Annotated in this window: 27 protein-coding genes and 2 pseudogenes; 22 read left to right on the top strand and 7 right to left on the bottom strand. The window is 70.6% G+C overall.

The window, feature by feature from the left end; genetic code table 11:
• Nucleotides 1-706 precede the first annotated feature (706 nt).
• A complete protein-coding gene (locus EV374_RS33125; protein WP_207914709.1) occupies nt 707-976 on the top strand; it encodes a hypothetical protein in 270 nt (89 codons plus the stop codon).
• Between the two features lie 51 nt (nt 977-1,027).
• On the opposite strand, the gene EV374_RS32180 is transcribed toward EV374_RS33125, so the two are convergent.
• Nucleotides 1,028-1,795, bottom strand: a complete 768-nt coding sequence (locus EV374_RS32180; RefSeq protein WP_132240930.1) for a hypothetical protein — start codon at nt 1,793-1,795, stop codon at nt 1,028-1,030.
• Nucleotides 1,792-2,358, bottom strand: a complete 567-nt coding sequence (locus EV374_RS32175) for an RNA polymerase sigma factor (protein ID WP_486486074.1) — start codon at nt 2,356-2,358, stop codon at nt 1,792-1,794. Before EV374_RS32175 ends, EV374_RS32180 begins: the two co-directional genes overlap by 4 nt.
• Nucleotides 2,359-2,632: 274 nt before the next feature.
• Here EV374_RS32175 and EV374_RS32170 point away from each other — a divergent pair, with 274 nt between their 5' ends.
• From EV374_RS32170 to EV374_RS32160, 3 genes are all read left to right on the top strand, one after another.
• Nucleotides 2,633-2,839: a hypothetical protein gene (locus EV374_RS32170; protein ID WP_132240929.1), complete on the top strand. Its 207-nt coding sequence runs from the start codon at nt 2,633-2,635 to the stop codon at nt 2,837-2,839.
• Nucleotides 2,840-3,721: 882 nt separating this feature from the next.
• Nucleotides 3,722-4,201, top strand: coding sequence for a barstar family protein (locus tag EV374_RS32165; protein WP_132240928.1), 480 nt, complete (start codon nt 3,722-3,724; stop codon nt 4,199-4,201).
• Nucleotides 4,202-4,393: 192 nt separating this feature from the next.
• The gene (locus EV374_RS32160) at nt 4,394-4,912 is read left to right on the top strand and encodes a hypothetical protein (RefSeq protein WP_132240927.1); all 519 of its coding nucleotides are present in this window, start codon (nt 4,394-4,396) and stop codon (nt 4,910-4,912) included.
• Nucleotides 4,913-5,028: 116 nt separating this feature from the next.
• Here EV374_RS32160 and EV374_RS32155 read toward each other — a convergent pair whose 3' ends face one another.
• Together EV374_RS32155 and EV374_RS32835 are read right to left on the bottom strand one after the other, a co-directional pair.
• Nucleotides 5,029-5,604, bottom strand: coding sequence for a DUF6461 domain-containing protein (locus EV374_RS32155; RefSeq protein ID WP_132240926.1), 576 nt, complete (start codon nt 5,602-5,604; stop codon nt 5,029-5,031).
• Between the two features lie 232 nt (nt 5,605-5,836).
• Nucleotides 5,837-5,959, bottom strand: coding sequence for an ATP-grasp domain-containing protein (locus EV374_RS32835; protein ID WP_165947969.1), 123 nt, complete (start codon nt 5,957-5,959; stop codon nt 5,837-5,839).
• 212 nt (nt 5,960-6,171) lie between these two features.
• On the opposite strand from EV374_RS32835, the gene EV374_RS32150 reads away from it, so the two are divergent.
• Together EV374_RS32150 and EV374_RS32145 are read left to right on the top strand one after the other, a co-directional pair.
• A complete protein-coding gene (locus EV374_RS32150; protein WP_132240925.1) occupies nt 6,172-7,395 on the top strand; it encodes a phosphoribosyltransferase-like protein in 1,224 nt (407 codons plus the stop codon).
• Nucleotides 7,396-7,561: 166 nt separating this feature from the next.
• The gene (locus EV374_RS32145) at nt 7,562-8,701 is read left to right on the top strand and encodes a reverse transcriptase family protein (RefSeq protein ID WP_132240924.1); all 1,140 of its coding nucleotides are present in this window, start codon (nt 7,562-7,564) and stop codon (nt 8,699-8,701) included.
• Nucleotides 8,702-9,160: 459 nt separating this feature from the next.
• On the opposite strand, the gene EV374_RS32140 is transcribed toward EV374_RS32145, so the two are convergent.
• Together EV374_RS32140 and EV374_RS32135 are read right to left on the bottom strand one after the other, a co-directional pair.
• The gene (locus EV374_RS32140; RefSeq protein ID WP_132240923.1) at nt 9,161-10,237 is read right to left on the bottom strand and encodes a phosphotransferase family protein; all 1,077 of its coding nucleotides are present in this window, start codon (nt 10,235-10,237) and stop codon (nt 9,161-9,163) included.
• A gap of 12 nt (nt 10,238-10,249) precedes the next feature.
• Nucleotides 10,250-10,837 (bottom strand): TetR/AcrR family transcriptional regulator, encoded by a 588-nt coding sequence (locus EV374_RS32135; protein ID WP_132240922.1) that lies wholly within the window; start codon nt 10,835-10,837, stop codon nt 10,250-10,252.
• 192 nt (nt 10,838-11,029) lie between these two features.
• Between EV374_RS32135 and EV374_RS32130 the strand changes: the two genes are divergently transcribed.
• Both EV374_RS32130 and EV374_RS32125 read left to right on the top strand, forming a co-directional pair.
• A complete protein-coding gene (locus EV374_RS32130) occupies nt 11,030-11,974 on the top strand; it encodes an SDR family oxidoreductase (protein WP_132240921.1) in 945 nt (314 codons plus the stop codon).
• A 45-nt stretch (nt 11,975-12,019) separates the two neighbouring features.
• On the top strand, nt 12,020-12,835 hold the full coding sequence (locus EV374_RS32125) for a sugar phosphate isomerase/epimerase family protein (protein WP_132240920.1): 816 nt from the start codon (nt 12,020-12,022) through the stop codon (nt 12,833-12,835).
• Between the two features lie 4 nt (nt 12,836-12,839).
• Here EV374_RS32125 and EV374_RS32120 read toward each other — a convergent pair whose 3' ends face one another.
• The gene (locus EV374_RS32120) at nt 12,840-13,601 is read right to left on the bottom strand and encodes an enoyl-CoA hydratase-related protein (protein WP_132240919.1); all 762 of its coding nucleotides are present in this window, start codon (nt 13,599-13,601) and stop codon (nt 12,840-12,842) included.
• A gap of 174 nt (nt 13,602-13,775) precedes the next feature.
• Here EV374_RS32120 and EV374_RS32115 point away from each other — a divergent pair, with 174 nt between their 5' ends.
• The 14 genes and pseudogenes from EV374_RS32115 to EV374_RS32050 all read left to right on the top strand — a co-directional run.
• Nucleotides 13,776-14,636: a CoA-transferase gene (locus EV374_RS32115; RefSeq protein WP_132240918.1), complete on the top strand. Its 861-nt coding sequence runs from the start codon at nt 13,776-13,778 to the stop codon at nt 14,634-14,636.
• The gene (locus EV374_RS32110; protein ID WP_132240917.1) at nt 14,633-15,460 is read left to right on the top strand and encodes a CoA-transferase; all 828 of its coding nucleotides are present in this window, start codon (nt 14,633-14,635) and stop codon (nt 15,458-15,460) included. Before EV374_RS32115 ends, EV374_RS32110 begins: the two co-directional genes overlap by 4 nt.
• Nucleotides 15,457-16,572, top strand: a complete 1,116-nt coding sequence (locus tag EV374_RS32105; RefSeq protein ID WP_132240916.1) for a nitronate monooxygenase — start codon at nt 15,457-15,459, stop codon at nt 16,570-16,572. The genes EV374_RS32110 and EV374_RS32105 overlap by 4 nt, the downstream gene beginning before the upstream one ends.
• 2 nt (nt 16,573-16,574) lie before the next feature.
• A complete protein-coding gene (locus tag EV374_RS32100) occupies nt 16,575-17,450 on the top strand; it encodes an SDR family NAD(P)-dependent oxidoreductase (protein ID WP_132240915.1) in 876 nt (291 codons plus the stop codon).
• A pseudogene (locus EV374_RS32095) lies at nt 17,447-18,240 on the top strand (SDR family oxidoreductase). The gene EV374_RS32100 and the pseudogene EV374_RS32095 overlap by 4 nt, the downstream one beginning before the upstream one ends.
• A gap of 59 nt (nt 18,241-18,299) precedes the next feature.
• Nucleotides 18,300-18,773, top strand: coding sequence for an FAS1-like dehydratase domain-containing protein (locus tag EV374_RS32090; protein ID WP_132240913.1), 474 nt, complete (start codon nt 18,300-18,302; stop codon nt 18,771-18,773).
• The gene (locus tag EV374_RS32085) at nt 18,770-19,291 is read left to right on the top strand and encodes a MaoC/PaaZ C-terminal domain-containing protein (RefSeq protein ID WP_132240912.1); all 522 of its coding nucleotides are present in this window, start codon (nt 18,770-18,772) and stop codon (nt 19,289-19,291) included. The genes EV374_RS32090 and EV374_RS32085 overlap by 4 nt, the downstream gene beginning before the upstream one ends.
• A complete protein-coding gene (locus EV374_RS32080; protein ID WP_132240911.1) occupies nt 19,288-20,076 on the top strand; it encodes an enoyl-CoA hydratase family protein in 789 nt (262 codons plus the stop codon). Before EV374_RS32085 ends, EV374_RS32080 begins: the two co-directional genes overlap by 4 nt.
• Nucleotides 20,077-20,088: 12 nt before the next feature.
• Nucleotides 20,089-21,063 (top strand): NADPH:quinone oxidoreductase family protein, encoded by a 975-nt coding sequence (locus tag EV374_RS32075; RefSeq protein ID WP_132240910.1) that lies wholly within the window; start codon nt 20,089-20,091, stop codon nt 21,061-21,063.
• Between the two features lie 29 nt (nt 21,064-21,092).
• Nucleotides 21,093-22,343 carry an acyl-CoA dehydrogenase family protein gene (locus tag EV374_RS32070; protein WP_132240931.1) on the top strand — a complete coding sequence of 417 codons (1,251 nt, stop codon included), beginning with the start codon at nt 21,093-21,095 and terminating at the stop codon, nt 22,341-22,343.
• 1 nt (nt 22,344) lies between these two features.
• The gene (locus EV374_RS32065) at nt 22,345-23,484 is read left to right on the top strand and encodes an acyl-CoA dehydrogenase family protein (RefSeq protein ID WP_132240909.1); all 1,140 of its coding nucleotides are present in this window, start codon (nt 22,345-22,347) and stop codon (nt 23,482-23,484) included.
• Nucleotides 23,485-23,490: 6 nt separating this feature from the next.
• The gene (locus tag EV374_RS32060; RefSeq protein WP_132240908.1) at nt 23,491-24,507 is read left to right on the top strand and encodes an acyl-CoA dehydrogenase family protein; all 1,017 of its coding nucleotides are present in this window, start codon (nt 23,491-23,493) and stop codon (nt 24,505-24,507) included.
• Nucleotides 24,508-24,587: 80 nt separating this feature from the next.
• Complete coding sequence (locus tag EV374_RS32055; protein WP_132240907.1) at nt 24,588-25,454, top strand: enoyl-CoA hydratase; 867 nt, start codon at nt 24,588-24,590, stop codon at nt 25,452-25,454.
• A 3-nt stretch (nt 25,455-25,457) separates the two neighbouring features.
• A pseudogene (locus EV374_RS32050) lies at nt 25,458-25,549 on the top strand (electron transfer flavoprotein subunit beta); the annotation flags it as partial.

The raw sequence follows: 25,549 nt of genomic DNA, 5'->3' as shown, positions 1-25,549 counted from the left end.
CACACGATCCCGTTGAGCACCCGCCGGTCATCAACTCGTGGCCGACCACCGGTCACCGCCGACGGCAGATACCTCGACAGCGCTTCCCACTCGATGTCAGACAACTCGTAGCGACGACCCACGCGCTACATCATCCGACACCAAGATCCTTTGAAGACACCGCCTAGGCCTGTGCCCCCACTCTCCCACCGCCTGTCGGCCTTGCCTGAGAGCGGGGAGGCCCGCCTGGTCGACAGTTGCCCGCCGAGCAGAATCCGGCTGCCGGGTCAGGCGGCAGATGCCCAGGTCGTCGGTCCGCTGCGGGTGACGGGACCAGCGTCCGTGGGGCCGGAACGAAGTTGTCGAGCCGCCCCACGCATGCGATCAACCGGCGCCAAACCCCTGCCCCGTCCGTGGGGGCAGCTCGACAGCACGCCTGGCCCGGTGCCGGCGTACGGGTTCCGTGCAGAGCCGGGTACCAGACGTGCAGAGGTGGGGCGCGGAGCACTCGGGACGCTACGACGGCGGCCGACCCGACGACCGCGTCCGCTACTCACGATGAGTAATCGGTGAACGTGAGCTGGCACCCGCTGGCACCCCCGGCTCGCGGCAGATGTGCGCACCCGATCTGCCGAGGCAACGGCATCGCCCGCTGGCCGGCGACCGCGACGAGCCATACCCGCGCGATCGCCATGACAGCGTCTTGTGCCCTCATGGGACCCCACCGGTGGGGCTGTCGTTGCCCGCCGTGTCGAAGTGTCTGAGCACGCCTGAAGGGTGCCAGGAGAGATGTGGACATTCCGGCGGGTGCGGCCCTGCCGCGCTCAGGCCCCCTCTGCACGACCGCGGTTGGTCGCTTTCGGCCACCGGCACGGCCTGGGTACTGGCCCTCGGCGCTTTCGTCGTCGCGGCGTTCGCCGGCCGCTCCGTCGTACTTATCATCATCGCGATCATCATGATCGACGTCACCTTCGGTGACGAGCGTTTCGCGGCATGACAGGGCTTCGGTCGCCGAGACTAGTCGGAGTCGGTGTACGCCGTTGAAAGATCAACCGCCGGTCCCGGGGTGCACCCGCTTTCTCAGGTTGGGCGGCGACCGTTCCGCCACCACCTTTCCGGCGGCGTCGTACCCGACCAAGACCGGCGGGTCGACGCTCTCGTTGGCGAGGTACCAGAAAAAGAACACGTCTTCGGCGCGTACGGCTGACCGCACGGACCCGTCGGGCAGTCGCAGTTCCGCCCGCACCGCATCCCCGGCGGCAGCCCACATCGTGTGTATTCCCCTGCCGTCCTCGGATCCGCCCATGGTGCTGAGCGGCTCCGTGCCCCGGTCCGCCGCGCCCGTGCACTGTCCCCCGGCAAGTTTGAAGCTTGTCGGGGGCGGCCGGTCGAGGTCACCGGGCGGCTCGAACAGGGGGGCTATGCAGGTGGTGCCGTTCTGGCCCTTGGCGGACCAGACGGACAGTACGGTGCCGTCCGGGCCCGGTGCCTGGGCCACTCGTCGTGCTGTCTGGACGTCCACCGCGTCCCCGGTTTCGGTCGCCCAGAACGACAACGGCTTAGTGAATGACTCGGGCAGCAGCCCTCCGGCGACGGCGATGCTCGCACCCGAAGCGACAAGCCCGGCGGCCAATGCGGCGGTAAACACGACCCGTCGTCTGTGCGACCGTGGAGGGGCCTCCGGGCGGTCGCCGGCGATGTTGACCAACAGGTGTGCCAGCGCAGCTTCCCGAGTCGAGGCAGGCCAGCGGTCATCGACTGCGGTAACCGGCCTGAGCTTCTCGACAACGATCATTATGTCGCGATCCTTGGTCATGCGGTGTCTCCTGCAAATGGCAGTGGACGTTGGGCAGCGTCGACGTGAGGCGGTGCGTCCGGCTCGCCGCTGGCCCGTAGTCGCCGCCGCGCCCTGAACAGACGTACATGGAAGGCCGGTAGTGAGCAGCCCGCCACCCGCGCCGCCTGCTCCGGGGTCAAGCCGTCCCAAGCGATCAGCAGCAGCGCCTCCCGCTCCTTCGGGGTCAGCGTCGCCAGTTGGGTCAGCACGGTAGCGCGCTCCGTGGCGAGAACATCGGCGGCAGCCGCCGGCTCCGCGACCTGCCGGAACCGTTCCAACTCGACGGCCACTCGTGCCTGCCGATGTCCCGATCGGCGCAGGTTGGAGATGGTGTTGCGGGCGACCACGAGCAGCCAGGGCAAGGGGTCGTCCGGAACACTGGCGAGCTTCCGCCAAGCCACCAGGAACGTCTCCGACACCACATCCTGTGCGGAATCGGAGTCAAGGTGTCGCAACGCGTACGCCATCACCCGAGGTCCGTGTTCAGTCCACAGCTCCACGAACCGTTGCTCATGCCGCTCGGCTGCGTGCTCTTCTCTCACACCACGTAGTGTCCGGCCACACTTCGGAACTTACGGCGACAAGCTGCGAGAGAGTGAGCAGGTGCAGTCCACCCCGGGACGGTGGTCATGCGGCCTTCGCGCCTCGGCGACCCCAGCGCTGTTCGCGGTATCAAGCGATGAACTGTCAACGCACCCTTCTCGGCACGACAGGGCGGCGCCGAACGCGCACGGTCGGCGGCAGATGCGGATGTTGGCTGCGATCATCGGGTGCATGCGAGGGAATGTCATCGTGGTGCATCCAGGAGCGCCGACGATGGTCGACGTCGTGATGACGGGCGTGCCGGTGCGGGCCGAGTGGGTCGGTGCGCCGCCCAGGGCCGGCGAGTTCGTCGACGTTGAACTCGACGTCGACTCCGTTTTCGAATGGTCCGACGCGATCGCTGTGGACGGCGCTGAGTCGATCCTGCGGGAAGGCCCCCGGTTACGTGGAACCGTAGAACTGCGGATCATAAGCTCCTGACTGTGCGCGTGGCTGAGGGCCTTGTGCAGGTCCACGTCGGCGATGGCTCTGTCGACGTCTTACCTGGAACGACCGTTGTTGTGGTGGCCGAGCGACTGAGGCTCTACCCCACGGGCGTGTGACCGCTGCAGCGGCACGGACCTCGGCAGCCAGCGTCGCAGCCGCTCGCGGGTCGCCCTGATTGCGGCATGACAGCGCGCCGGGCACACGGGGCGAGGCGGGCGAGCGGCGGTGCCGTCACGGGTATCACGTACCTTCCACGGCTGTGGACTTGGCACTGGTTGTGTTGCCCAACGGGCGTGACGTCGCACTGACCGAGGTGCATCTGGTGTTGAGGTACGGAGGGTTGATCGAGGGCTACCCGATGCGGCGACTGAACGACATGATCGTGGGCGGCTTGGCGAAGCGAGCGGCGCGTGTCCTGCCCGGCGCACCGGTCCACGTTATCGACCCTCCACGCGCCCAGGAGTCAGACCAGGGTGGTGGTTCGCTGCCGTTCGGGCCGGTTGAGTCGCTCCCACCAGTGATCGTGATGGGACGGTTCTCGTCAGGGCAAGGATCCTGTACTCCATCGCTCGCAGCTGGTAATCGTGTGGTTGCAAGACGATGCCACGCTGCCGTCCTCTGAAGGAGCGCCGGCTGGCCTCAGCGATGTCGAATGGGAGCGGTGGGCAGAGGACTTCGAGATCTGAAGCAGCCCCGACATCAATCGTCACGATGCTGGAGAGCGACCGTCCACGCCCACCTCGCGGCAGACCGGTCATTCGGTCGAGGTCTGCCGTTGTACTGTGCTGCCCTCCCGGCGACACTGATGACCATGGGAGACACGGCATGCGCGGGGCCGCCGAGGTCGTGGAACCACGTCGGCCCCGGTGGGGCTGAATGGTGAACGACTGGTGGAACGACTCCACTGGTCAGCTTGCGGTCTGCTCGCGCAGTGCCCTGGTGGAGTTGGCAGCGGTGCTACCGACAACGGGCAGGTTCGTTGTCGCCCGGCTTGACGGAACGAAGATGACGGATGCCGACCACGCCTTCTACGAGTTCTCCGACGCGTTGCTCTTTCCTGGCTACTTCGGCTGGAACTGGGAGGCATTGTCCGACTGTCTCCGGGATCTGAACTGGTTGCCTGCAGACGGGTATCTGATTGTTATAGAGAACGCGCCTCGGTTGCTGTCGAGCAGTGCCGAGGATCAGCGCACGATGTTCCGAATCCTGTCCCGGGCCGTGCACCACTGGGCTAACCCGCTCGGCAGGCCGGACGGCAGGGGCGTCCCGTTCAAGGTGCTGCTGTTGTGCGACCGCGACGAGGAGGCGGTGCTTTTGCGGCAGGAGATGGCCTGTGCAGTCGGTACCACACGGTGAGATCGTCGACATTGGCGACCACCACCTGTCACCCGCATATCGAGCGGTCGCCTGACGGTGTCAATCTCGCCGGTGCGGCCCCCTGACGCCCGCTCGGCGACAGCTGAGTGCGTCTGATCCTCGACGAGGTAAGCCCGCTCGAAGACCCACGTGGGACCGACGTAGACAACGCAGTTTGCGTTCGTCTCGCTGGTGTACGCCGAGGCGAGCGTGGGATGGATCATTCAGGAGGGCCTCTGGTGGAACCAGGCACGACTGCCGGCGGTCCAACCCGACATGCGCGCGGTCGTCTCCCTCAGCTCTGTCCTGTTGGGCCTGTTCGTCGGCGCCCTCACGCTGCGTTCCGGCTGGGAGCTGCCGGTGCGAACCTCCTGCTCAGGCGACGAGTGCACGTCGCAGTCGTGGGTCGACGTCGATTGGGACCGCGTCAACTGGGAACTGAAGCCGACCAGGATCGCCTGCTTCGAGGCCAACCCTGCCAACCATGATGTCCTGATCGGGCCCGGCGACGAATGCGTACGGTCCCGCGGCGACGTCATCGAACACCAGGCCGCCTACGAAGAACTACGTGAAGAGATCCAGCAACGGCGCATCCGGGCACTTGCGTTCGCCGGCGCCGCGATCGTGCTGCCACCGATCCTCGTCGAGGTGTGGTGGCGAGTTCGCCGCAGGCCGGCACTGGCACACCGACTCCACGATGCCCCACCCTGATCGCGGCAGAAGCGGATGCATGTGTCATCTGTGATCTTTGAGGGCCTCGCCGTCTCCGTGTCAGGACGCCTTGTGCTCAGCGGAAGTGCGTTCGGCACTACCGCGGCCGTTCTGGTTCACGTGCGAGCAATCACGATGGCTTCGTGTGGACGATCGAACCAGTCGCGATCAAGACGGATACCGGTACGGCGCTCGACGGCAGCGAGCATTCCTGCCACCCACAGACCAGGAGTCCGCATGGCGTCGTAGAGATCAGCAAGCTCGGCGTCGAGCGCGTCGGGTCTGACTCCTGCGCATGGCCACCCAGCTTCCATCGCGGTGACGAGCTCCCCCTGTGTGGCAAAGCTGAACCGTGTCATCGCGTCGACATCCCACCAGGCACTGTGAACCATCGCGTCGATGCTGAGCGCCCGCAGCACCTCCGGGCGGGTGCCCTGGAAGCCGTTGTTTTCGAAGATGGTGACAGCAGGGCCTGCCTGATCGAGATGCAGGACCCATCCGTCGTTCGGGCCGATTTCGTAGGCCTCGGACAGGTCAAGCACTTCGAGATCGTCGGGGTCGCCACCAAGGCGGGACGCGACGTCCTCGAGGGCCAGGGCAGCGCCGAGCGGCTGTGCCACCGTCCAGCACATCGCCACCGGCAGTCCAGTGGTCTCGAGGTCTTTGTAGTAGGCAAGAACGTCGGAAAGCATGCGGCCATTGTCGATCACTCCCGACGGGCGCGCGGCCTCCTCCCAACCTCCCGTAGCGTCCGAGGTCACTTCAGCAAACTGGCGCCGCGAACAAATCGAGCGGATCGCGGTAGATCCGTGCACATAATCCAGCTAAGGGGAGCAGCCGGTCTGTCCATGACGCCATTGCGTAATCTACTATTTCCTCGCGTTCAGGCCTGTGATCGGCTCGGCAGCCGCGGTGATGCGTGGCCTATTCGCTGACCTGGCCGTCTCGGACCTCGACGATGCGCCACTGGCCATCCTCACGTTGCGCGAGATCCGCAGTCACGAGCGGAAGGTCCAAGGCTCGCGCCGGGGCTCCCACGGTCGCCATCCGACTATCCAGTTCAGATAGAGCCGTAGCGAACCCCACCGCTTACGCGCAGTACGAGACAAGGCCGCACCTGTGCGGCCCGAGTGTGCGTCCGATCATGATTGCAAAAGCTGACGGACCAGCGGCATTGGCGGCAGCGGGTTCCGCTAGAAACAGGGTGAGGTCAACCAGCCCTTCCAGCCGAGCCGGTCACCCGCAAGTAGTCTGCCGTCATGCAGGCCAGCCGAACCGCCGCCGGACAGCGGTGGCTGACGAACTTCACCGAGCAGGAGCGGGGGGTCGCCGCGCTGCTGATCGACAGTCTCCATTTCGTAGACGACGCGACCGTACGCGCCGGGCTCACCGGCGCGCTGCACGCCGCAGCCTACGAAAAGCCGGCGGCATTGGTGCCGATCAGGGACCTCGACGACTTCGGTCTTGGATCCTCCCTGTCCGCACTCCTGCCGACCGCCTTCGAGGACTTCGACCCGGTTCAGGGCTTGTTAGGAGCACCCGGCAGCGAGGCGCTCGCCGCAAACCTACTCAGGAACGTCGCGTTCAAGGATCCGTCGTTCCTGGGACCGGCCAGTTCGCTGGCGGACCTGCGCGACCGCAGGTGCCGCTCCATCGTCTTCGTGGAGGACTACTCCGGATCCGGCGGCCAGTGCCTGAAGTACGTCGGTTCGTGGCTCCGCAACAAGACCATCAAGAGCTGGAAATCCTATGGATTCATCGGGATCCACGTCCTGCTCTACGCGGCCTCCGCCGAGGCGTTCGAACGCATTCGCGCCGATCCCCGGATCGCCAGCGTCACTGTCGTAGAGCAGGCGCCCAGTCTCGGCTATGCCGGTTGGTCGCCCGACCAGGAACAGGCGGTGCGCGCGCTGTGCGTCAAGTATGCGCAAAGCAAGCTCTTCGCGTTGGGTTTCGGGGGCAGCGGCGGCCTCATGGTTCTCCAGCACACGATCCCGAACAATCTTCCCCACATCCTGTGGCAGACGGGACGTCGCAAGCGTTCCGTCTGCGCCTGGGAACCCTTCCTACCCGATCGGAAGTTCCCGCCCGACCTCATCGCCTTCGCTGCCGAACCACACCGGCCCGAAGCTGACTACCTGTCGGCGGCAGAAAGGCTCGGGGGCTCCGCGCTGGCGGCTGCGGTCGCACGCACGACCGAGAGTGACTTGCAAAGCCTGATTCTGACGTTGGGAGCCTGTGCCGGCGGCACGCGCCACACCACCCGCCTCGTCGCCGAGACCGGTATGCCGAAGGCGAAGGTCGAGCACGCTTTGGCCACGCTCCACCGGCTCGGGATGACCGACGACCAGAACCGGGTGACCGATGAGGGCTGGCAGGAGTTGCGCCGTCGACAGTGGAGGCAACGCGGCTCGCGTTTCATGCTTCAGGGCTGCGCCGAGCCGTACTATCCTCGGTCACTGAGGAGAGTCGAGGGTGTTTAGCATCCAGCGTTTCGACGCTGGCACGCCGGGCATAGTCCGGCGGGCAGGGGATGTCATCCTCTGCGTTGGCCAAGCTCCCGCCGACGCCGGGCAAGCCGACGGTGCCGCGCGCGGGGCCTTCACTTGCACCGCCGCCTGTCCATCGGCGGAAGGACTTCAAAGGTAAATGACCCTCGACTCTCCTCACCTCTATCGCGCCGCAGCTGCAAGACTCGGGATCTCCGCGGAGACCGCCAACAACGCGATCAGGGAGACAGAGCTACTACGCGACGTCGGCGCCACACCCGTCCTCACCCTTGGCCACCTCGCACACCTGACGGGAGCCAAGCACTCCTACCTTCGGGCGATCGTCGAGCGGCGTATCGACCCGTATGAGGAGTTCACCCGGATGCGCCGCAATGGCGGCAAGATGCGCATGATCAGTTCTCCGGAGCCGGTCCTCATGGAGGTGCAGCGCTGGATCCTCACCAACGTCTTGACCCGCGCGAAACCGCACCAAGCCAGCTACGCGTACACGCGCGACCGGTCTGTCGCCGCCTGCGCGAGGCGGCACGTCGGCGCAAGATTCATGATCAAGCTAGATCTACACGACTTCTTCCACAGCATCAACGAGTACCGGGTGTATTCGCTGTACCGCAACCTCGGGTACAACCGACTGGTGTCGCTCGAGCTGAGCAGGATCACCACTCGCTATTCGGAGTTCGCGCTTCAGGCACCCATTCCGGCCCCGCGGACCGGTGACTATCCGATGATTCCGCGATACCGGGTGAACTACCTCGGTTTCCTGCCGCAGGGCGGCGCGAGCAGCGGCGCAGTGGCCAACCTCGTGGTGCGGCGCATGGACCACGAAGTCCAGAGCATGGCCTCCGACCGCAGTCTGACCTACACCCGGTATGCGGACGACCTGGTCCTTAGCGGCGCCGGCGAGTTCTCCCGCGACATGTGCCGGGACGTAGTCCGCCTCATACGCCGGATCGTCTCCCACAACGGCTTCCACCTGCACGAGAAAAAGACGCGGCTCACTTCGCCGGGTGGGCGCAAGGTAGTGCTCGGTGTCACCGTCACGGACAGCGGCATCAAGCTGAGTCGAGAGATCAAAGCACGACTGGCCAACCACCTGTACGGGGCCGGCAAGTTCGGCATCGGCCGGCACGCCTCGTCCCGGGGTTTTACCTCGACCGTGGGATTCGTACGGCACATGCGCGGCCTGCTGGCGTACGCGCACGACATCGACCCAGACTTCGCCGCTCCACTGGCGGCCCGCTGGCTCGAAGTTGAGGTGCGCGACGGTACGCGAATCGCCTGACCGGTCCGCGACGCACAGTCGCGGTCGTGACGCCAGCGATGGCTACTCGACGGCTCTAGGCCGCGGCATGAATTGACATGCTCTGGGCATCAACCAGCTGGATGAACCCACTCATCTCGGCAGTTCCGGACACCACCGGGGCTTGGCAAATGCCACTGTGGGTAGTCGATGATTTCTGTGTGCTGGCGGCGACTCGGCGGTCAGCCCGCTGCCGAATTGCGGATGTCGATGGCCGTTGGTGCTCGGTGGCGTACGCGGCTCGGCGCTGCAGCCCGTACGCCGACACCCGGCACCGCACAACCTCGGCACCGGCAACGACCCGCATCCTCGTCGACTCTCACTGGCGGCCGGCAGGTGCGCGGTCGTCGACCCTCGGCAGAGGCGCGGTGCGAACGCGACCGGGGGTTCCTGTGCCGGGTCGGAGGTGTCGGGGTGCGCGGTCCGCGGCCCGGGCCGGGGTCAGTGCCGGCGCAGCGCTGCCGCGAGGGTCGCGGCCCGGCCGGCGACGGCGGCCGACTGCTCGGCGAACGAGGCCGCGGTGCGGTCGCCCCCGCTCATCGCGCCCTGCGCGACCCTGGTGTGCACGCCCTCGACGATGCACGCGGTCTTCCACCAGTTGTAGGCGACGAAGTAGTCGATCCGGGCCGGGTCGGTGCCGGTGGCGAGGCAGTACCGGGCGAGCAGCTCCTCCCGGGTCGAGAAGCCGGGCAGGACCGTGGCCGGGTCGTGCAGCGCACGGGCCTCGTCGTCGGCCTGCGCCCAGTAGACGAGCAGTTGGCCGATGTCGGCCAGGGGGTCTCCGACCGTGGTCAGCTCCCAGTCGAGCACGCCCCGCACCCGCCACCGGGAGTCGAGCATGCAGTTGTCGAGGCGGAAGTCCCCGTGCACGATTCCCGAGCGGGACTGCTCGGGAGCCGCGGCCACGAGATGCTCGTGCGCGGTCCGCAGATCGGGCAGGTCGCGGATTCTGGTCCGGCGCCAGTTGTCGTGCCAGCGCCCGAGCTGGCGGGTGACGTAGTCACGGCGACCGGCCAGCCCCCCGAGCCCGGCGACCCCCGGCTCAAGCCCGTGCAGGGCCACGAGGGCGTCGACGATCGTGGGGCCGATGAGCGCGCGGTCGGCCTCGGTGGTGAGCCGCTCGACGTCGGCGGGGCTGCGCAGGATCGTGCCGTCGAGGTACTCGAGCACGACGAGAGGGGCACCGGCCACCTCGCCCGTCTCCTCGACGGCGAGCACTCGCGGGACCGGGAGGTGGCCGTGCAGCCCGCGCAGGATCCGCGCCTCGCGCAGCACGTCGTGCGCGGTGGCCGGGTGGTCCCCGAGCGGTGGTCGTCGCAGCACGACGACGTGGCCGGCCGCGTCGGTGGTCCGGTAGGTGAGGTTGGAGCGTCCCCCGGCGATGAGCTCGTGTCGCAGGTCCCCCCGCAGCTCGGGCACGGCGTGGCCGAGCCAGGCGTCGACCCCCGCCGGGAGCCCGGGGTGCCTGGTGGTGCCGCTCGGGCCCGGACCGGTCCGGGCATGACCCGCTGCCGTCATGGGAGCGCCTCCTCAGTCGCGGACGAGGATCCCGTCGAGATACACCGAGACGAGATCGTCGGCGAAGGTCGCCATGGAGTACGACGGGGTCGGCTTGAACCAGCGGACCGAGAGCCACAGCGAGTCACGCAGCATGCCGTGCAGCACGCGTACCGGGATGTCGTTGCGGAAGTCGCCGCTGGCGATGCCGGCCTCGAGCACCTGGATCCAGGCCCGCTGGATCGAGGCGGCCGACTCGCGGATGTGCTCGTAGCCCCCGATCGTGGGCAGGTAGGTGCTCGAGTTCTGGTAGATCTCGGTGGCGTGCGGGTGGGCCTCGATGTTGGCCAGCGAGCTCGTCACCAGCTCGCGTAGCTGGGTCGCCGGGCCTTCCCCGGATGCCAGCACCTTGGCGTAGCGGTCGGTCAGGTCGGTCAGGTAGTCGGAGATGATCGCGTCGACCATCTCGTCCTTGGACTTGAAGTGGTGGTAGAGGCTGCCCGAGAGAATGCCGACCGAGTCGGCGATCTCGCGGACGGTCGTGGCGCCGATCCCCTTGGCGGCGAACAGGTGCGCGGCGTTGTCGAGGATGACCGAGCGGCGGTCCTGGGTCGTCGACATCTGGGATGCTCCCGGTTTCCTCGAACGTTGTCGGTCAAGCGCTTGTTTATACCACCCGACACCTCCAGTGCAGGCGAGGATCTTCCTTGACCGCGGGAGGGCGTGCCGCCTACCGTACCGCCAACCAAGCGCTCGTTCGATTGCGCGCAAGGTTTCACGCTCGGACCTCGATCGCCGAGAGGGGCTGCCCGCATGCCCAACCCGATCCCCGCCGCGCGGCCCGGCGACGGTCCCGGCCGTCCACCCGCCCCCGGGCCGGACGAGGGGGCCGGCCTGCTCGCCGGCCGCGTCGTCATCGTCACCGGCGCCGCCAACGGGTTGGGGGCGGCGTACGCGCGCGGCGTCGCCGCGGCCGGGGCCCACGTGGTCGCCGTCGACGTCGACGAGCAGGGGCTCGAGCGGCTCGGCGGGCAGCTCGCCGCGGCTGGTGGCCGTGGCTCGATCCGGGTCGCCGACGTCGCGGACTGGGCGACCGCGCACGACGTCGTGCGCGACTGCCTCGCCGGGCACGGCCGGCTCGACGGCCTCGTCAACAACGCCGGCGTCTTCGCCATGGCGCACGCCGGCACCGAGTCCGAGACCACGGTGCGCCGGCTGCTCGAGGTCAACGTGCTCGGCGCCATCGCCTGGGGCGACGCCGCGATCGCGGTCATGCGCGGCCAGGGCCACGGGGTCCTGGTCAACGTCACCTCGGGCGAGCAGATGGGCCGCGCCGAGACGGCCGTGTACGGGGCGACGAAGGCCGCGATCGCCACGCTCACGTACGCGTGGGCAGCCGAGCTCGCCGGCGCCGGGATCCGCGTCAACGCCATCTCCCCGAACGCGCAGACCCGGATGGCCGAGGTGCTCGCGCAGTTCCGCGGCGCCCCGAGCGGCCAGAACGCGGGGATCGCCCCCGAGGCCAATGTGCCGCTGCTGATCTATCTGCTCTCGGACCTCAGCGCCGAGCTCACCGGCCAGGTGCTGCGCGCCAACGGTCCCGAGCTCATGCTGACGACCCACCCGGCGCTCGCCGACCCCGTGCTGCGGCACGCCGCGTGGACTCCGGAGCGGATCGCTGAGGCCGTCACCGCACGACTGCGGCCGCACCTGGCGCCCCTCGGGGTACGCCGCGTGCGCGTCGAATACCTCGACTGATCCGGCGTCCGGCACCCGGACGACCCCGAACCCGACAGGGGGCCCATGTCCGCCACGATCAACCCGCTCTGCGTCAGCGGCATGGCCGCGATGTCCTGGGCCCTGCCCGAGGAGATCGCGATGTACCGGCGTACCGGCACCGACCTCGTCGGCCTGCAGTGCGGCAAGGTCGCCGCCTTCGGCGTGCCGGCCCTCGGCGACCTGCTCGCCGCGCACGGCGTACGGCTCGGCTACCTCGTGCACGGCTTCACCGCCCATCCCGACGACGAGCCGGGCTGGGCGCGGCAGGTCGCGGCGCTGCGGACCGGCATCGTCGACGCCCGTACGCTCGGGGCCGACCTCGTCTATCTCACGTCGGGCCCCTCGGCGCACCTGACCTGGGAGGAGGCGGCCGACCGGTTCGCCGAGCGGATCGCCCCGGTCGTGGCCACCGCCCGTGAGTACGGGGTGCGCCTCGGCGTGGAGAACACCCTGCCGGTCAGGTGCGACCTCAGCTTCACGCACACCGCGCGGGACGCCCTCGCCCTGGCCGACCTCTGCGGCATCGGCATCTGCCTCGACCTCTACTGCTGCTGGCAGGAGCGGGGACTGACCGACCTGGTCCGCGAGCGGGTCGCGCGGATCGAGATCGTGCAGGTCTCCGACTTCCGGGTCGGCACCTCGACCTTTCCGAACAGGTGGGTGCCCGGGGACGCCGACCTGCCGATGGCCGGCCTGCTGGGGAGCGTGCTGCGGGCCGGCTACGCGGGCATCGTCGACGTCGAACTGCTCGGTCCGGCCATCGAGGCCGAGGGGGCCGAGTCGGCGGTCACCCGCTCGATCGCGTGGCTGCGCGGGCAGCTCGCGACGGCGCGTCCCTGAGCGCTCAGGGCACGTCCGCCCACCGCGGCGCGCGCCTGGCGACGAACGCGGCCGCGCCCTCGGCGGCGTCGGGCCCGGCGAGCAGCTCGAGGGTCGCGCGCCGGTTGGCCGCGGCGAGGTCGCGTTCGCGGGGGTCCAGGCTCAGGTGCATGAGCCGCTTGGTCGCCAGCACCGCCGCCGGGGAGTGGGTCGCGATCCGGGCGCCGAGCGCCAACGCGCGCGGGAGGACCTCGTCGGCGGGCACCACGGCGTTGACCAGGCCCAGCTCGTGGGCCCGGGCCGCCGGCAGTGGCTCGGTCGTCAGCCCGAGTTCGAGGGCGACGGCGATCGGCAGGCGACGGGGCAGGTCGGTGCCGCCCTCGGAGGCGGCGATGCCGCGCCCCACCTCGGGCAGCGCGAAGTAGGCGTGCTCGGCCGCGACGACGAGGTCGCAGGCGAGGGCGAGCTCGAAGCCGCCGCCGACGGCGGGTCCGTTGACCGCGGCGATGACCGGCTTGCGGTAGCCGCCGCGCAGTAGCGTGAGAGGGCTGCTGGCCACGTCGACCAGGCGTCCCTCGGCCGCGGCGCGCAGGTCCATCCCGGCGCTGAAGGACAGCTCGCCGGTGCCGGTCAGCACGACCGCGCGTACGCCCGGGTCCGCGTCGTACCCGAGCAGGGCGTCGGTCATCGCCAGGAGGGTGTCGGGGTCGAGGGCGTTACGCACCTGCGGGCGGTTGATCCTGACGACGCCCACCGCGCCGACGTGCTCGCACACCACCGTGCCCATTGCCCCGCCCTCCTTCGCGCCAGGGTCTTGACCCTCTCCCGATGGCTGTTAGTCTACCAACCAAGCGCTTGCTACATGGTGGCCCGGCCACGGATGCCCGGCACGCGACTCGCCTTTCCGCACCGCTCGCCACCGCGCTGGAGCAGTGCCCCGAGACGAAACGATGAGGGACACATGGCCGACAAGACTCTGACAAGCCGCGACGTCGTGTCGCGGCTCGAATCCGGGATGACCATCGGCATCGGGGGATGGGGCTCACGGCGCAAGCCCATGGCCCTCGTACGCGAGATCCTGCGCTCCGACCTCAGGGACCTGACCGTCGTCAGCTACGGCGGGCCGGACGTCGGCCTGCTCTGCGCCGCGGGCAAGGTCAGGAAGGTCGTCTTCGGTTTCGTCTCGCTCGACAGCATCGCCCTCGACCCGCACTTCCGCGCCGCGCGGCAGGGCGGCGCGATCGAGGTCGCCGAGTACGACGAGGGCATGCTCCAGTGGGGGCTGTACGCCGCCGGCATCCGCCTGCCCTTCCTGCCGACCCGCGCCGGGCTCGGGTCGGACGTCCTGAAGCACAATCCCGACCTCAGGCTCGTCCAGGACCCGTACGGCACCGAGCAGCTCGTGGCCATGCCGCCGCTGCGCCTCGACGCGGCCCTCGTGCACATGAACCGCGCCGACGCCCAGGGCAACGGCCAGTTCCTCGGGCCCGACCCGTACTTCGACGACCTCTACTGCCTCGCCGCCGACCAGGCCTTCATGTCCTGCGAGCGGATCGTGCCCACAGCCGAGCTCAGCGCTGCCGGGCACGCGGCGACCATCAAGATCAACCGTCAGCTCGTCGCCGGCGTCGTCGAGACCCCGAACGGCGCGCACTTCACCTCCTGCGTCCCGGACTACGAGCGCGACGAGGCCTTCCAGCGCGAGTACGTCAAGGCCGCCGGCGACCCGCAGGCCTGGGCCAAGTTCGAGAAGCGGTACCTGTCCGGTACGGAAGATGACTACCAGGCGGCCGTCGCCGCCCGAGCCGAGGAGGTCGCATGAGCAGCGCCGTCACCGAGTCCGCGGACCAGCCCACGGGCGGCGCCGGCACTGCCGACGCGCCGGTGACCCGCGCCGAGTACTGCGCGGTCGCCGTGGCGGACGCGTTCGCCGGCGACGGCGAGTCCATCGCCAGCGCCTTCGGCACCATCCCGGCCGTCGGCGTCCGCCTCGCCCGGCTCACCGTCGCCCCCGACCTGCTGCTCACCGACGGCGAGGCCCACTTCGTCTCCGGCACCTGGCAGATCGGCGCGGACCCGCACGCCACCGAGGGCGTCGTCGTCGAGGGCTGGAGCCCGTTCCGCACGATCTTCGACCTCGTCTGGCACGGCAAGCGGCACGTGATGATGATCCCGGTCCAGATCGACGGGCACGGCAACACCAACATCTCGGCCATCGGCGACTACGCCCAGCCCAAGGTCCAGCTGCTCGGCGTACGCGGCGCCCCCGGCAACAGCGTCTACCATCCGACCAGCTACTGGGTGCCCCACCACTCCACGCGCAGCTTCGTCCGGACCGTCGACATGATCTCCGGCGTCGGCACCGACAGCGCCCGCGCCGCCGGCCCGGCCGCGAGCGCGTACCACGATCTGCGCCGGGTCGTCACCAACCTCGCCGTGCTCGACTTCGGCGGCCCCGACGGGGCGCTGCGCCTGCTCAGCCTGCACCCCGGCGTCACGCTCGAGGAGGTCCGCGCGGCCACCGGCTGCGACCTGCACGCCGAGGGCGAGGTCCCGGCCACCCGCGAGCCGACCGCCGAGGAACTGCGCCTCATCCGCGAGGTCATCGACCCCCGCTCGCTGCGCGACCGTGAGATCCCCGCATGAGCCGGGCCCAGGAGCCGCACCCGACGCTGCGCACCCGGGCGACCGACCTGTTCGGGGTGCGGTACCCGATCGTCCAGACCGGCATGGGCTACGTCTCCGACGTGCGCCTGACCACCGCGACGGCCAACGCCGGCGGGCTGGGCATCCTCGCGGCCGGCCTGCTCTCCTACGACGAACTCGTCGTGGCCGTCGAGCAGATCCAGGCCGGCACCGACGCGCCGTTCGGCGTCAACATCCGCGCCGACCAGCCCGACGTCGTCAAGCGCATCGACCTGCTCATCTCGGCCGGCGTCAAGGTCGCCTCCTTCGCGCTGGCCCCCAAGCAGGAACTCATCGCCAGGTGCAAGGACGCCGGCCTCGTCGTCGTCCCGTCGATCGGCGCGCGCCGCCACGCCGAGAAGGTCGCCGCGTGGGGCGCCGACGCCGTCATCGTGCAGGGCGGCGAGGGCGGCGGCCACACCGGCGGGGTGCCCACCAGCCTGCTGCTGCCCCAGGTCGTCGACGCCGTCGACATCCCGGTCATCGGCGCCGGAGGCTTCTTCGACGGCCGCGGCCTCGTCGCCGCGCTCGCCTACGGTGCCGAGGGCATCGCCATGGGCACCCGCTTCCTGCTCACCAGCGACTCGCCCGTCGAGTCGTCGGTCAAGGACGTCTACCTGGCCAAGACGGTCAACGACACCGTCCTGACCCTCCAGGTCGACGGCGTCCCGCAGCGCGTGCTGCGCGCCGGCACGATCGCGGAGCTGGAGCGCACCTCCGCGCCCGGCCGGCTGCTGCGGGCCGTGCGCAACGCCGTCGCCTTCCGGAAGCTGTCCCGCACGCCGTGGGGCGACATGGTCCGCGAGGGCCTGGCCATGCGCAAGGCACACGACCTGACGTGGAGCCAGGTCGTCATGGCGGCCAACGCCCCGATGCTCTACCGGTCGGCCCTGCTCGAGGGCAGGACCGACGTCGGCGTCATGGCCACGGGCCAGGTCGTCGGACTCATCGACGACGTCCCGAGCGTCGCCGAGCTCATCGACCGCATCATCGACGAGGCCACCCGGACCCTCGACCGGCTCGGCGTGCCCGCGCCGGTCGCGTCGGCCCCGGCCCTGCCCGAGGAGGACTAGTCATGGGAGCACTGCAGGGACGGGTCGTCGTCGTCACCGGCGCCGGCCGCGGCCTCGGCCGAGAGCACGCGCTGCTCGCCGCCGCCGAGGGCGCCTCGGTCGTCGTCGCCGACACCGGCGCGGCCGCCGACGGCACCGGCGGCGACCCCTCGGTCGTCGAGGCCGTCGCCGCCGAGATCACGACCGCCGGCGGGCAGGCCGTGGCCAGCACCGCGGACGTCGCCACCACCGAGGGCGCGCGCGGGCTGCTCGCGCTCGCCCGCGACACGTACGGGCGCGTCGACGGCCTCGTCAACAACGCCGGCATCCTGCGGGACCGGATGTTCGTGAACATGAGCGAGGACGACTGGGACGCGGTGATCCGCGGCCAGCTGCGTGCGACGTTCGCGCCGTGCCGGGTGTTCGCCGACCACTGGCGCACCGAGTCCAAGGCCGGCAACCAGCCGGTCGCCTCGATCGTCAACGTCTCCTCGACCTCGGGCCTCATCGGCGCCGTCGGGCAGACGAACTACGGCGCGGGCAAGGCCGCCATCGCCGCCCTCACCGTCATCCTCGCCCAGGAGATCGGCCGCTACGGCGTACGCGTCAACGCGGTCGTCCCGGTCGCGCGTACCCGGATGACCCAGGACCTGCCCGGCATCGGCGAGCTGGTCGCCGCCCCGGCCGACCCCGCCGCGTTCGACGTCTACCACCCGGGCAACGTCTCCCCGCTCGTCGCCTGGCTGCTCACCGCCGACGCGCCGGTGACCGGCGAGGTGTACTACGCCAAGGGTGGCGAGATCCGTCGCTTCGCGCCGTGGAGCTACGACTGGACCCTCGACAAGGGCGCCCGCTGGAGCGTCGGGGAGATCGCGAAGGAGATGGCTGCCCGTGTCTGACACCGGTCACACCAGCGCCGCCGACTGGGCCGGCCCCGCCCACGGGCTGCTCTCCGGGCGCTCGGTGCTCGTCACCGCCGCGGCCGGCACCGGCATCGGCTTCGCGACGGCGCGCCGCGCCGCCGAGGAGGGCGCGCGGGTCGCCGTCAGCGACCGGCACGAGCGCCGCCTCGCCGAGTCGGTCGACGAGCTCGAACGCCTCACCGGGACCCGGCCGCTCGGGGTGCCCTGCGACGTCACCGACCAGGCCCAGCTCGACCACCTCATGGACACCGTCGCCGCCGAACTCGGCGGCATCGACGTGCTCGTCAACAACGCCGGCCTCGGCGGCACCGCGGCCGTGCAGGACATGACCGACGACCAGTGGGACTCCGTCCTGTCGGTGACCCTGACCGCGACGTTCAAGGCGACCCGGTCGGTGCTGCGGCACATGATCCCGGCGGGCAGGGGGGTCATCGTCAACAACGCCTCCGTCATCGGCTGGCGCGCGCAGAAGGGGCAGGCGCACTACGCCGCGGCCAAGGCCGGCGTCATGGCGCTGACCCGGTGCGCGGCCCTCGACGTCGCCGAGCACGGCATCCGGGTCAACGCGGTGTCCCCGAGCATCGCGGTGCACGCCCACCTGGCCAAGGTGACAAGCGACGAGCTGCTCGCCCAGCTCTCGGCCCAGGAGGCCTTCGGCCGGGCCGCGACGCCGTGGGAGATCGCCAACGTCATCGTCTTCCTCGCCAGCGACTACTCGTCGTACATGACCGGCGAGGTCGTCTCCGTCTCGAGCCAGCACCCGTGACCGTCCGGTGCGTGCCGGCGACCCGCGCCGCGCGTACCGATGAACGAAAGGAGCCCGTCGTGGCCAACCCCGACGCGCAGGGCGTCACCGGCGCCCCCTTCCGGCTCGACGTCGAGCGCGGCAAGATCCGCGAGTTCGCGCTGGCCACCGGCGCTGCCGACGCGGCCTACCTGCGGGAGGAGGACCCGGTCGTACAGCCGACGTTCCTCACGACGACCTTCTTCTGGCAGGACGAGGACGCCAACCCGTGGTCCGCGGTCGAGCTGGACCCGCAGCGCGGCCTGCACGCCGAGCAGCAGTACACCTTCTTCGGCGAGCCGCCGCGCGCCGGGACCAGGCTCACCTGCCAGTCGCGCATCGGCGAGATCTACACCAAGGTGGGGCGCCGCGGCGGCGAGATGACCTTCGCCGTGATGTACACCGACTTCCGCGACGAGACCGGGCGTCTCGTCGCCCAGGCCAAGCTCACCGGGGTCGAGACGGCCCGGCCGCCGGACACCGGGGCCGCGACGCGGGACGGAGCCTCCGCATGAGCGACACGACCGCCACCACCCGGCCCGGCACGACCGAGGTCGGCCTGCCCGTCCCGGCGACCCCGCCGCCACGCACCCACGGCCCGGTGACCCGCACCGACTTCGTCCGCTACCAGGGCGCCTCGGGTGACATGAACCCGATCCACCACGACGAGGTCTTCGCTCACGCCGCCGGGTTCCCGAGCCCCTTCTCCGTGGGCATGTGGCAGGCCAGCCTGCTCGGCACGTACGCCACCGACTGGCTCGGCGGCCGGAACGTGCGGGACTTCCGCATCCGGTTCCTGGCCCAGGTGTGGCCGGGCGACACCCTCACGCTCGAGGGTGCTCCGCTGCGCACCTACGTCATCGAGGGCGAGGACGGACGTGAGGGCCGCGTCGACGTCGAGCTGAGATGCCGGCGGCAGACCGGCGACCCGGCCGTCACCGCGTGGGCGACGTTCGTGCTGCCCGAGGCCGCCCTCGACGCCGCGACACCCGGGACCGGCGAGCGGTCCGAGACCACCGAGGAGCGGGGATGAGCCCCACGACCCACGCGTCCGTGACGACGACCGTGCACCCCGACGGGATCGCCGAGGTCGTCGTGGACAACCCGCCGGTCAACGCGCTGCCCGTGGCCGGCTGGTTCGCGCTCGCCTCCGCCCTCGACGCCGCCGGCGCCGACGAGTCGGTGCGGGTCGTCGTGCTGCGCGCCGAGGGCCGCGGCTTCAACGCCGGCGTCGACATCAAGGAGATGCAGCACACCGACGGCTTCACCGCGCTGCTCGGCGCCAACCGCGGCTGCTTCGCCGCGTTCAAGGCCGTCTACGAGTGCCCCGTCCCGGTCGTCACCGCCGTCAACGGCTTCTGCCTCGGGGGCGGCATCGGGCTGGTCGGCAACTCCGACGTCATCGTCGCCTCCGACGACGCCACCTTCGGCCTGCCCGAGGTCGACCGCGGCGCCCTCGGTGCCGCGACCCACCTGTCCCGGATGGTGCCCCAGCACCGGATGCGCGCCATGGTCTACACCTCGGCCACGGCCACCGCCCAGGAGCTGCACGCGTACGGGTCGGTCCACAGCGTCGTGCCCCGCGAGCGGCTGCGCGAGGCGGCGTTCGCCGTCGCGACCCAGATCGCCGCGAAGGACCCCACCGTCATCCGGGCCGCGAAGGCCTCGCTCAACGGCATCGACCTGTGGGACGTCAACCGCAGCTACCGCTTCGAGCAGGGCTTCACCTATGAGCTCAACCTCACCGGGGTCGCCGACCGGATCCGCGACGAGTTCGCCGGCACCGACAAGGCGGCGCGTCCGGGCAGCGAGGGCTGAGCCGTGCGTGCGATGGTGGTCCGTGAGCTCGGGGGCCCCGAGGTGCTCACGCCCACGGACGGGCCGCAGCCGCAGCCCGGCCCCGGGCAGGTGCTCGTCGACGTCGTCGGCGCCGGGGTGAACTTTCCCGACGGCCTCATCGTCGCCGGCACCTACCAGACCAGGCCGGAGCTGCCGTTCGTGCCCGGCTGCGAGGTCGCCGGCACGGTCGCGGCGCTCGGCGACGGGGTGACCGGCCCGCCCGTCGGCACCCGCGTCATCGGCTTCTGCGGCATCGGCGGCTACGCCACCCAGGTGCTCGTCGACGCCCGCCTGGTCCATCCGTTGCCCGAGGGCATCGACCTCGTCGAGGCCGGCACGATTCCCGTCGTCTACGGCACGTCGTACCACGGGCTCGTCGACCGGGCCGGCCTCGCCGCCGGCGAGACGCTGCTCGTGCTCGGCGCCTCCGGCGGCGTCGGCCTCACCGCCGTGCAGATCGGCAGGGCCCTCGGCACGACCGTGATCGCGGCCGCGTCGAGCGAGGACAAGCGCGAGCTGTGCCTGGCGCACGGGGCCGACCACGCCATCGGCTACGACGACCTGACGGCGACGGTGCGCGAGCTGACCGGCGGCGCCGGTGCCGACGTCGTCTACGACCCCGTCGGCGGCGATGCCGCCACCGCCGCGCTGCGTGCCCTCGCGTGGGCCGGGCGGTTCCTCACCGTCGGCTACGCGACGGGCGAGATCCCCCAGGTCAAGCTCAACCGGCTACTGCTCACCGAGGGCGCGGTGCTGGGGGTCCTCTGGGGCGCCTGGGCCAGGCGCGACCCGGAGGCGAACGCCGCGAACATGGCGACGCTGCTCGGGTGGATCGCCGCCGGTCGGCTGAGGCCACACGTCAGCGAGGTCTTCCCGCTGGAGGAGGCCGCCCGCGCGCTCGGCACGGTGCTGAACCGTGGCGCCCGCGGCAAGATCGCCCTCCGCGTGGAAGCAGGCAGGCAATGAAGGTGGCTGACGCGACCGAGCTGACCCAGATGGATCTCGGCCCCGGCCCGCGCTCGCGGGAGCTGCTCGCGACGTTGCGCACGTTCATGGCCGAGCACGTCTACCCCGCCGAGAAGGTGTACGCCGCCGAGCTCGGCGCCGCGGCCCGCGATAACGGGGGAGTGTCGCACGTTCTCCCGCCGGTCGTCGAAGAGCTGAAGGTGACGGCGCGCAGGCTGGGTCTGTGGAACCTCTTCCTGCCTGACCTGTCGGGCCTCACTAACCTCGAGTACGCCTACCTGGCCGAGGAGACCGGACGCTCGCCCTACCTCGCCCCCGAGGCGCTCAACTGTGCCGCGCCGGACACGGGCAACATGGAGCTGCTGCACCTGTTCGGCACGCGCGAGCAGAAGCGGCAGTGGCTCACCCCGCTGCTCGAGGGCACCATGCGTTCCGGCTTTGCGATGACCGAGCCGGACGTGGCCTCCTCCGACGCGCGCAACATCGCCACCTCGATCGTGCGCGACGGCGACGCGTACGTCGTCAACGGCCGCAAGTGGTGGACGACCGGCGCGGCGGACCCGCGCTGCGACATCCTCGTGCTGATGGGCAAGACGGACCCGGAGGCGGCCGTCTATCGGCAGCAGTCGATGGTTCTCGTGCCGGTCGACACCCCCGGGGTGACGATCGTGCGCTCGCTGCCGATCTTCGGCTACCACGACCAGCACGGCCACTGCGAGATCCGGTTCGACGACGTACGCGTGCCGGTGACGAACCTGCTCGGTGGCGAGGGCGACGGTTTCGCGATCGCCCAGGCCCGCCTCGGGCCGGGCCGCATCCACCACGCGATGCGCTGTATCGGCATGGCCGAGCGCGGCCTCGAACTCATGGTGCGCCGGACGATGGCCCGCGAGGCCTTCGGCGGCCCGCTCTCCGAGCAGGGCGTGGTGCGCACCTGGATCGCCGAGTCCCGCCTGGAGATCGAGCAGGCCCGCCTGCTCGTGCTCAAGACGGCCTGGCTGATCGACCGCGTCGGGGCCGAGGGCGCCGCCACCGAGATCGCCGCGATCAAGGTCGTCGCGCCGCGGGTCGCCCGCAACGTGCTGGACCGTTCGATCCAGGCACACGGCGGCGGTGGGGTCACCGACGACTTCCCGATGGCCCGGATGTGGGCCAGCGCCCGGATCCTCGGCATCGCCGACGGCCCGGACGAGGTGCATCTGCGCACGGTGGCGCGCACGCAACTACGCCGCTACCGGGACACGGCGCCGACGGGCGCCACCGAGACGGGAGAGGGCTGAGATGGACCTGACCTGGTCGGCGCAGGACGAGCAGTTCCGGGCGGAGGCCCGCGACTGGCTCGCCGCGAACGTGCCGCGGCAGCCGCTGCCCTCCGGGGACACCGCGGCGGGCTTCGCCGCGCACCTGGAGTGGGAGCGGACGCTGCACGCCGACCGGTGGTCGGTCGTGTCGTGGCCGAGGGAGTACGGCGGCCGCGACGCCTCGATCTGGCAGTGGCTCATCTTCGAGGAGGAGTACTACCGGGCCGGTGCGCCGCAGCGGGTGACGCAGAACGGCATCTTCCTGCTGGCCCCGACGATCTTCGAGTTCGGCACGAAGGAGCAGCAGGACGAGTTGCTACCGCGGATGGCGGCGGCGCGGGACCTGTGGGCCCAGGGCTGGTCGGAGCCGAACGCGGGCAGCGACCTGGCGGGGATCCGGTCCCAGGCGGTACGGGACGAGCAGACCGGCGGGTGGCGCCTGAGCGGGCAGAAGACGTGGTCGACCCGGGGCGCGTTCTGCACCCACCTGTTCGGGTTGTTCCGCACCGACCCGCAGGCCGCGCGGCACCGGGGACTGACGTACTTCCTCGTGCCGCTGGACACCCCGGGCGTGACGGTGCGCGGGTTCGACCGGCTCGACGGCGACGAGGGCTTCGCCGACGTGTTCTTCGAGGACGCGTTCGTACCGGACTCGGCGGTTCTCGGCGGCGTCGACCAGGGCTGGTCGGTCGCGATGTCGACGACCGGGTCGGAGCGGGGCCTGACGCTGCGCTCACCGGGACGTTTCCGCAAGGCGGCCGACGCGCTCGTGGCGCTCGCGGGCGAGCGGGCCGAGGCGGCGACCGATGAGCTCCGCGACCGGGTGGCGCGCTCGTGGATGCAGGCGCACGCCTACCAGCAGTTCACGCTCGCACAGGTCACCGACATCGTCGAGGGTCGCCCGGCCGGCGCGCGGTCGAGCCTCAACAAGGTCTTCTGGTCCGAGCTGGACATCGCGTTGCACGAGACGGCGCTGGAACTGCTCGGTCCGGACGCGCTCGTCGACGGCCCCTGGACCCGCGGCTACCAGTTCTCGCTGTCGGGCCCGATCTACGCGGGCACCAACGAGATCCAGCGCAACATCATCGCCGAGCGCCTGCTCGGTCTGCCGAGGAGGTGACCAGGCGTGCGTTTCGCTCCGAGTGACGAGCAGCGTGACCTTGAGGCGGTCGTCCGTCAGGTGCTCGCCGAACGGTGCCCGCCGGCGACGGTGCGCGCCGGGGCCGGGTCGGCGCAGGTGGCCTCGCTGGCCGAGAGCCTGGCCGGCCTCGGCGTGGCGGGGCTGCTCGTGGCCGAGGACGACGGCGGGCTGGGCCTGGACGAGAACCACCTCGTGTCGGTCTTCGCGCAGATCGGATACTCTGCCGCCCCACTGCCGCTCACGGCGACCCTCGCGGTCGCCCCGGCGGTGCTCGCCTCGGGCGCCCCCGACCTGCTGGCGGGCCTCGTCGAGGGGTCGCTCAGGGTCGGTGCCGACCCTGCGGGGACCGGGCGGGTCGCGTTCGGTTCCGGTGTCGGCCTGGTGCTGAGCGGCGGCTTCGGCGGGACCGGGCGCATCGAGGTCCTCGACGTGTCCGAGGCGACGGCCTCGGCGTCGACGTCGGTGGACTTCGCGCTGGACCTGACCGGGTACGCGGGCGCGCGGCTCGTGGCGACCGTGGACGACCCGTGGGTGGTGCGGCTGGCCTGGGAGCGGGGAGTGCTGGCGGCCTCGGCCGAGCTCGTCGGGCTGTCCCGACGGATGCTCGACCTCACGGTCGGGCACGTGCGCGCCAGAGAGCAGTTCGGGGTGCCGATCGGCAGCTTCCAGGCAGTCAAGCACCACCTCGCCACGGCGCTGCTGCACCTGGAGTTCGCCGCGCCGGTGGTGGCGACGGCCGGGTTCGAGCTGGCTGCGGGCGTCCCGGGCCGGCTGCGCTCACTGGCGACGGCAAAGGCGTTGGCGTCCGAGGCGGCGCACGTCGTGGGCCGGGCCGCGCTGCAGTGCCACGGCGCGATCGGTTACACGACCGAGTACGACCTGCAGCTGTTCCTCAAGCGGTCGTGGGCTCTGGAGGCGTCGTGGGGCAGTGCCGCCTGGCATCGGGCGGCGTTGCTGGAGGACCTCGGTGTCGGCCTGACCGGCGCGCGCCCCGCGTCCTGACCGCTGGCCCCGCAGGCACTCGCCGGCGGCCCACGACCCGCACGACGTACACCCGACCCCGGGGCGAGAAGGAGATCCAGATGAGCGAGACCAGCGACGCGGCGGTGGAGGTCGTCCGGTACGAGACGCGGGGGCCGGTGGCCGTCGTCACGATGAACCGGCCGGAGTACCGCAACGCGCAGAACTCGGCGATGACCTACGCCCTCGACGACGCGTTCTACCGCGCGGCCGCCGACGACGAGGTGAAGGTCATCGTCCTGGCGGGTGCGGGCAAGCACTTCTCGGCCGGCCACGACATCGGCACGCCGGGTCGGGACGTCGACTCGTCGTTCGACCGGCGCGCCGGCCTGTGGTGGGACCACGTCGGGAAGGCCGGGGTGGACAGCCGGTACGCCCGCGAGTCCGAGGTCTACCTCGGGATGTGCCGCCGCTGGCGTGAGCTGCCCAAGCCGACGATCGCCATGGTGCAGGGAGCGTGTGTCGCCGGTGGCCTCATGCTCGCCTGGGCGTGCGACCTGATCGTCGCCTCGGACGACGCGTTCTTCGCCGACCCGGTCGTGCGCATGGGGATCCCCGGGGTCGAGTACTTCGCCCACCCGTGGGTGCTGGGTCCGCGCTTCGCCAAGGAGTTCCTCTTCACCGGCGACCGGATGCCGGCGGCGCGCGCGGCCGAGCTCGGCATGGTCAACCGGGTCGTCGCCAGGGACGACCTCGAGGCGGAGGTCATGGGGCTCGCCGCGCGGATCGCGCAGATGCCGCGGCTGGGTCTCGCGCTGACCAAGAAGGCGGTCAACCAGGCCGAGGACCTCATGGGCCTGCGGGACGGGATGGATGCGGTGTTCGGGCTGCACCACGCGGCCCACGCGCACAACGCCGAGGTGGGCACCGACCCCCTCGGCGGCCAGGACGCCCGGAGCATGCGTGACGCCGCGAGAAGGGAAGGGTGAGCGATGAACATCGTCGTACTCGTCAAGCAGGTGCCCGATTCGGGCGCGGACCGCAGCCTGCGTGCTGACGACAACACCGTCGACCGCGGTTCGGC

It is taken from the genome of Micromonospora sp. CNZ303 (genome assembly GCF_004345505.1).
This window is presented reverse-complemented; position numbering and strand designations above follow the sequence as displayed.

Bases quoted from the DNA above. Each gene is read 5' to 3' on its own strand.
- EV374_RS32180 (WP_132240930.1), bottom strand. From the start codon at position 1,795: ATGACCAAGGATCGCGACATAATGATCGTTGTCGAGAAGCTCAGGCCG.
- EV374_RS32130 (WP_132240921.1), top strand. From the start codon at position 11,030: ATGCCCAACCCGATCCCCGCCGCGCGGCCCGGCGACGGTCCCGGCCGT.
- EV374_RS32125 (WP_132240920.1), top strand. From the start codon at position 12,020: ATGTCCGCCACGATCAACCCGCTCTGCGTCAGCGGCATGGCCGCGATG.
- EV374_RS32080 (WP_132240911.1), top strand. From the start codon at position 19,288: ATGAGCCCCACGACCCACGCGTCCGTGACGACGACCGTGCACCCCGAC.
- EV374_RS32170 (WP_132240929.1), top strand. From the start codon at position 2,633: ATGGTCGACGTCGTGATGACGGGCGTGCCGGTGCGGGCCGAGTGGGTC.
- EV374_RS32150 (WP_132240925.1), top strand. From the start codon at position 6,172: ATGCAGGCCAGCCGAACCGCCGCCGGACAGCGGTGGCTGACGAACTTC.
- EV374_RS32055 (WP_132240907.1), top strand. From the start codon at position 24,588: ATGAGCGAGACCAGCGACGCGGCGGTGGAGGTCGTCCGGTACGAGACG.
- EV374_RS32165 (WP_132240928.1), top strand. From the start codon at position 3,722: ATGGTGAACGACTGGTGGAACGACTCCACTGGTCAGCTTGCGGTCTGC.
- EV374_RS32065 (WP_132240909.1), top strand. From the start codon at position 22,345: ATGGACCTGACCTGGTCGGCGCAGGACGAGCAGTTCCGGGCGGAGGCC.
- EV374_RS32145 (WP_132240924.1), top strand. From the start codon at position 7,562: ATGACCCTCGACTCTCCTCACCTCTATCGCGCCGCAGCTGCAAGACTC.
- EV374_RS32075 (WP_132240910.1), top strand. From the start codon at position 20,089: ATGGTGGTCCGTGAGCTCGGGGGCCCCGAGGTGCTCACGCCCACGGAC.
- EV374_RS32135 (WP_132240922.1), bottom strand. From the start codon at position 10,837: ATGTCGACGACCCAGGACCGCCGCTCGGTCATCCTCGACAACGCCGCG.
- EV374_RS32105 (WP_132240916.1), top strand. From the start codon at position 15,457: ATGAGCCGGGCCCAGGAGCCGCACCCGACGCTGCGCACCCGGGCGACC.
- EV374_RS32140 (WP_132240923.1), bottom strand. From the start codon at position 10,237: ATGACGGCAGCGGGTCATGCCCGGACCGGTCCGGGCCCGAGCGGCACC.
- EV374_RS32085 (WP_132240912.1), top strand. From the start codon at position 18,770: ATGAGCGACACGACCGCCACCACCCGGCCCGGCACGACCGAGGTCGGC.
- EV374_RS32155 (WP_132240926.1), bottom strand. From the start codon at position 5,604: ATGCTTTCCGACGTTCTTGCCTACTACAAAGACCTCGAGACCACTGGA.
- EV374_RS32120 (WP_132240919.1), bottom strand. From the start codon at position 13,601: ATGGGCACGGTGGTGTGCGAGCACGTCGGCGCGGTGGGCGTCGTCAGG.
- EV374_RS32100 (WP_132240915.1), top strand. From the start codon at position 16,575: ATGGGAGCACTGCAGGGACGGGTCGTCGTCGTCACCGGCGCCGGCCGC.
- EV374_RS32070 (WP_132240931.1), top strand. From the start codon at position 21,093: ATGGATCTCGGCCCCGGCCCGCGCTCGCGGGAGCTGCTCGCGACGTTG.
- EV374_RS32115 (WP_132240918.1), top strand. From the start codon at position 13,776: ATGGCCGACAAGACTCTGACAAGCCGCGACGTCGTGTCGCGGCTCGAA.
- EV374_RS32835 (WP_165947969.1), bottom strand. From the start codon at position 5,959: ATGGCGACCGTGGGAGCCCCGGCGCGAGCCTTGGACCTTCCGCTCGTG.
- EV374_RS32110 (WP_132240917.1), top strand. From the start codon at position 14,633: ATGAGCAGCGCCGTCACCGAGTCCGCGGACCAGCCCACGGGCGGCGCC.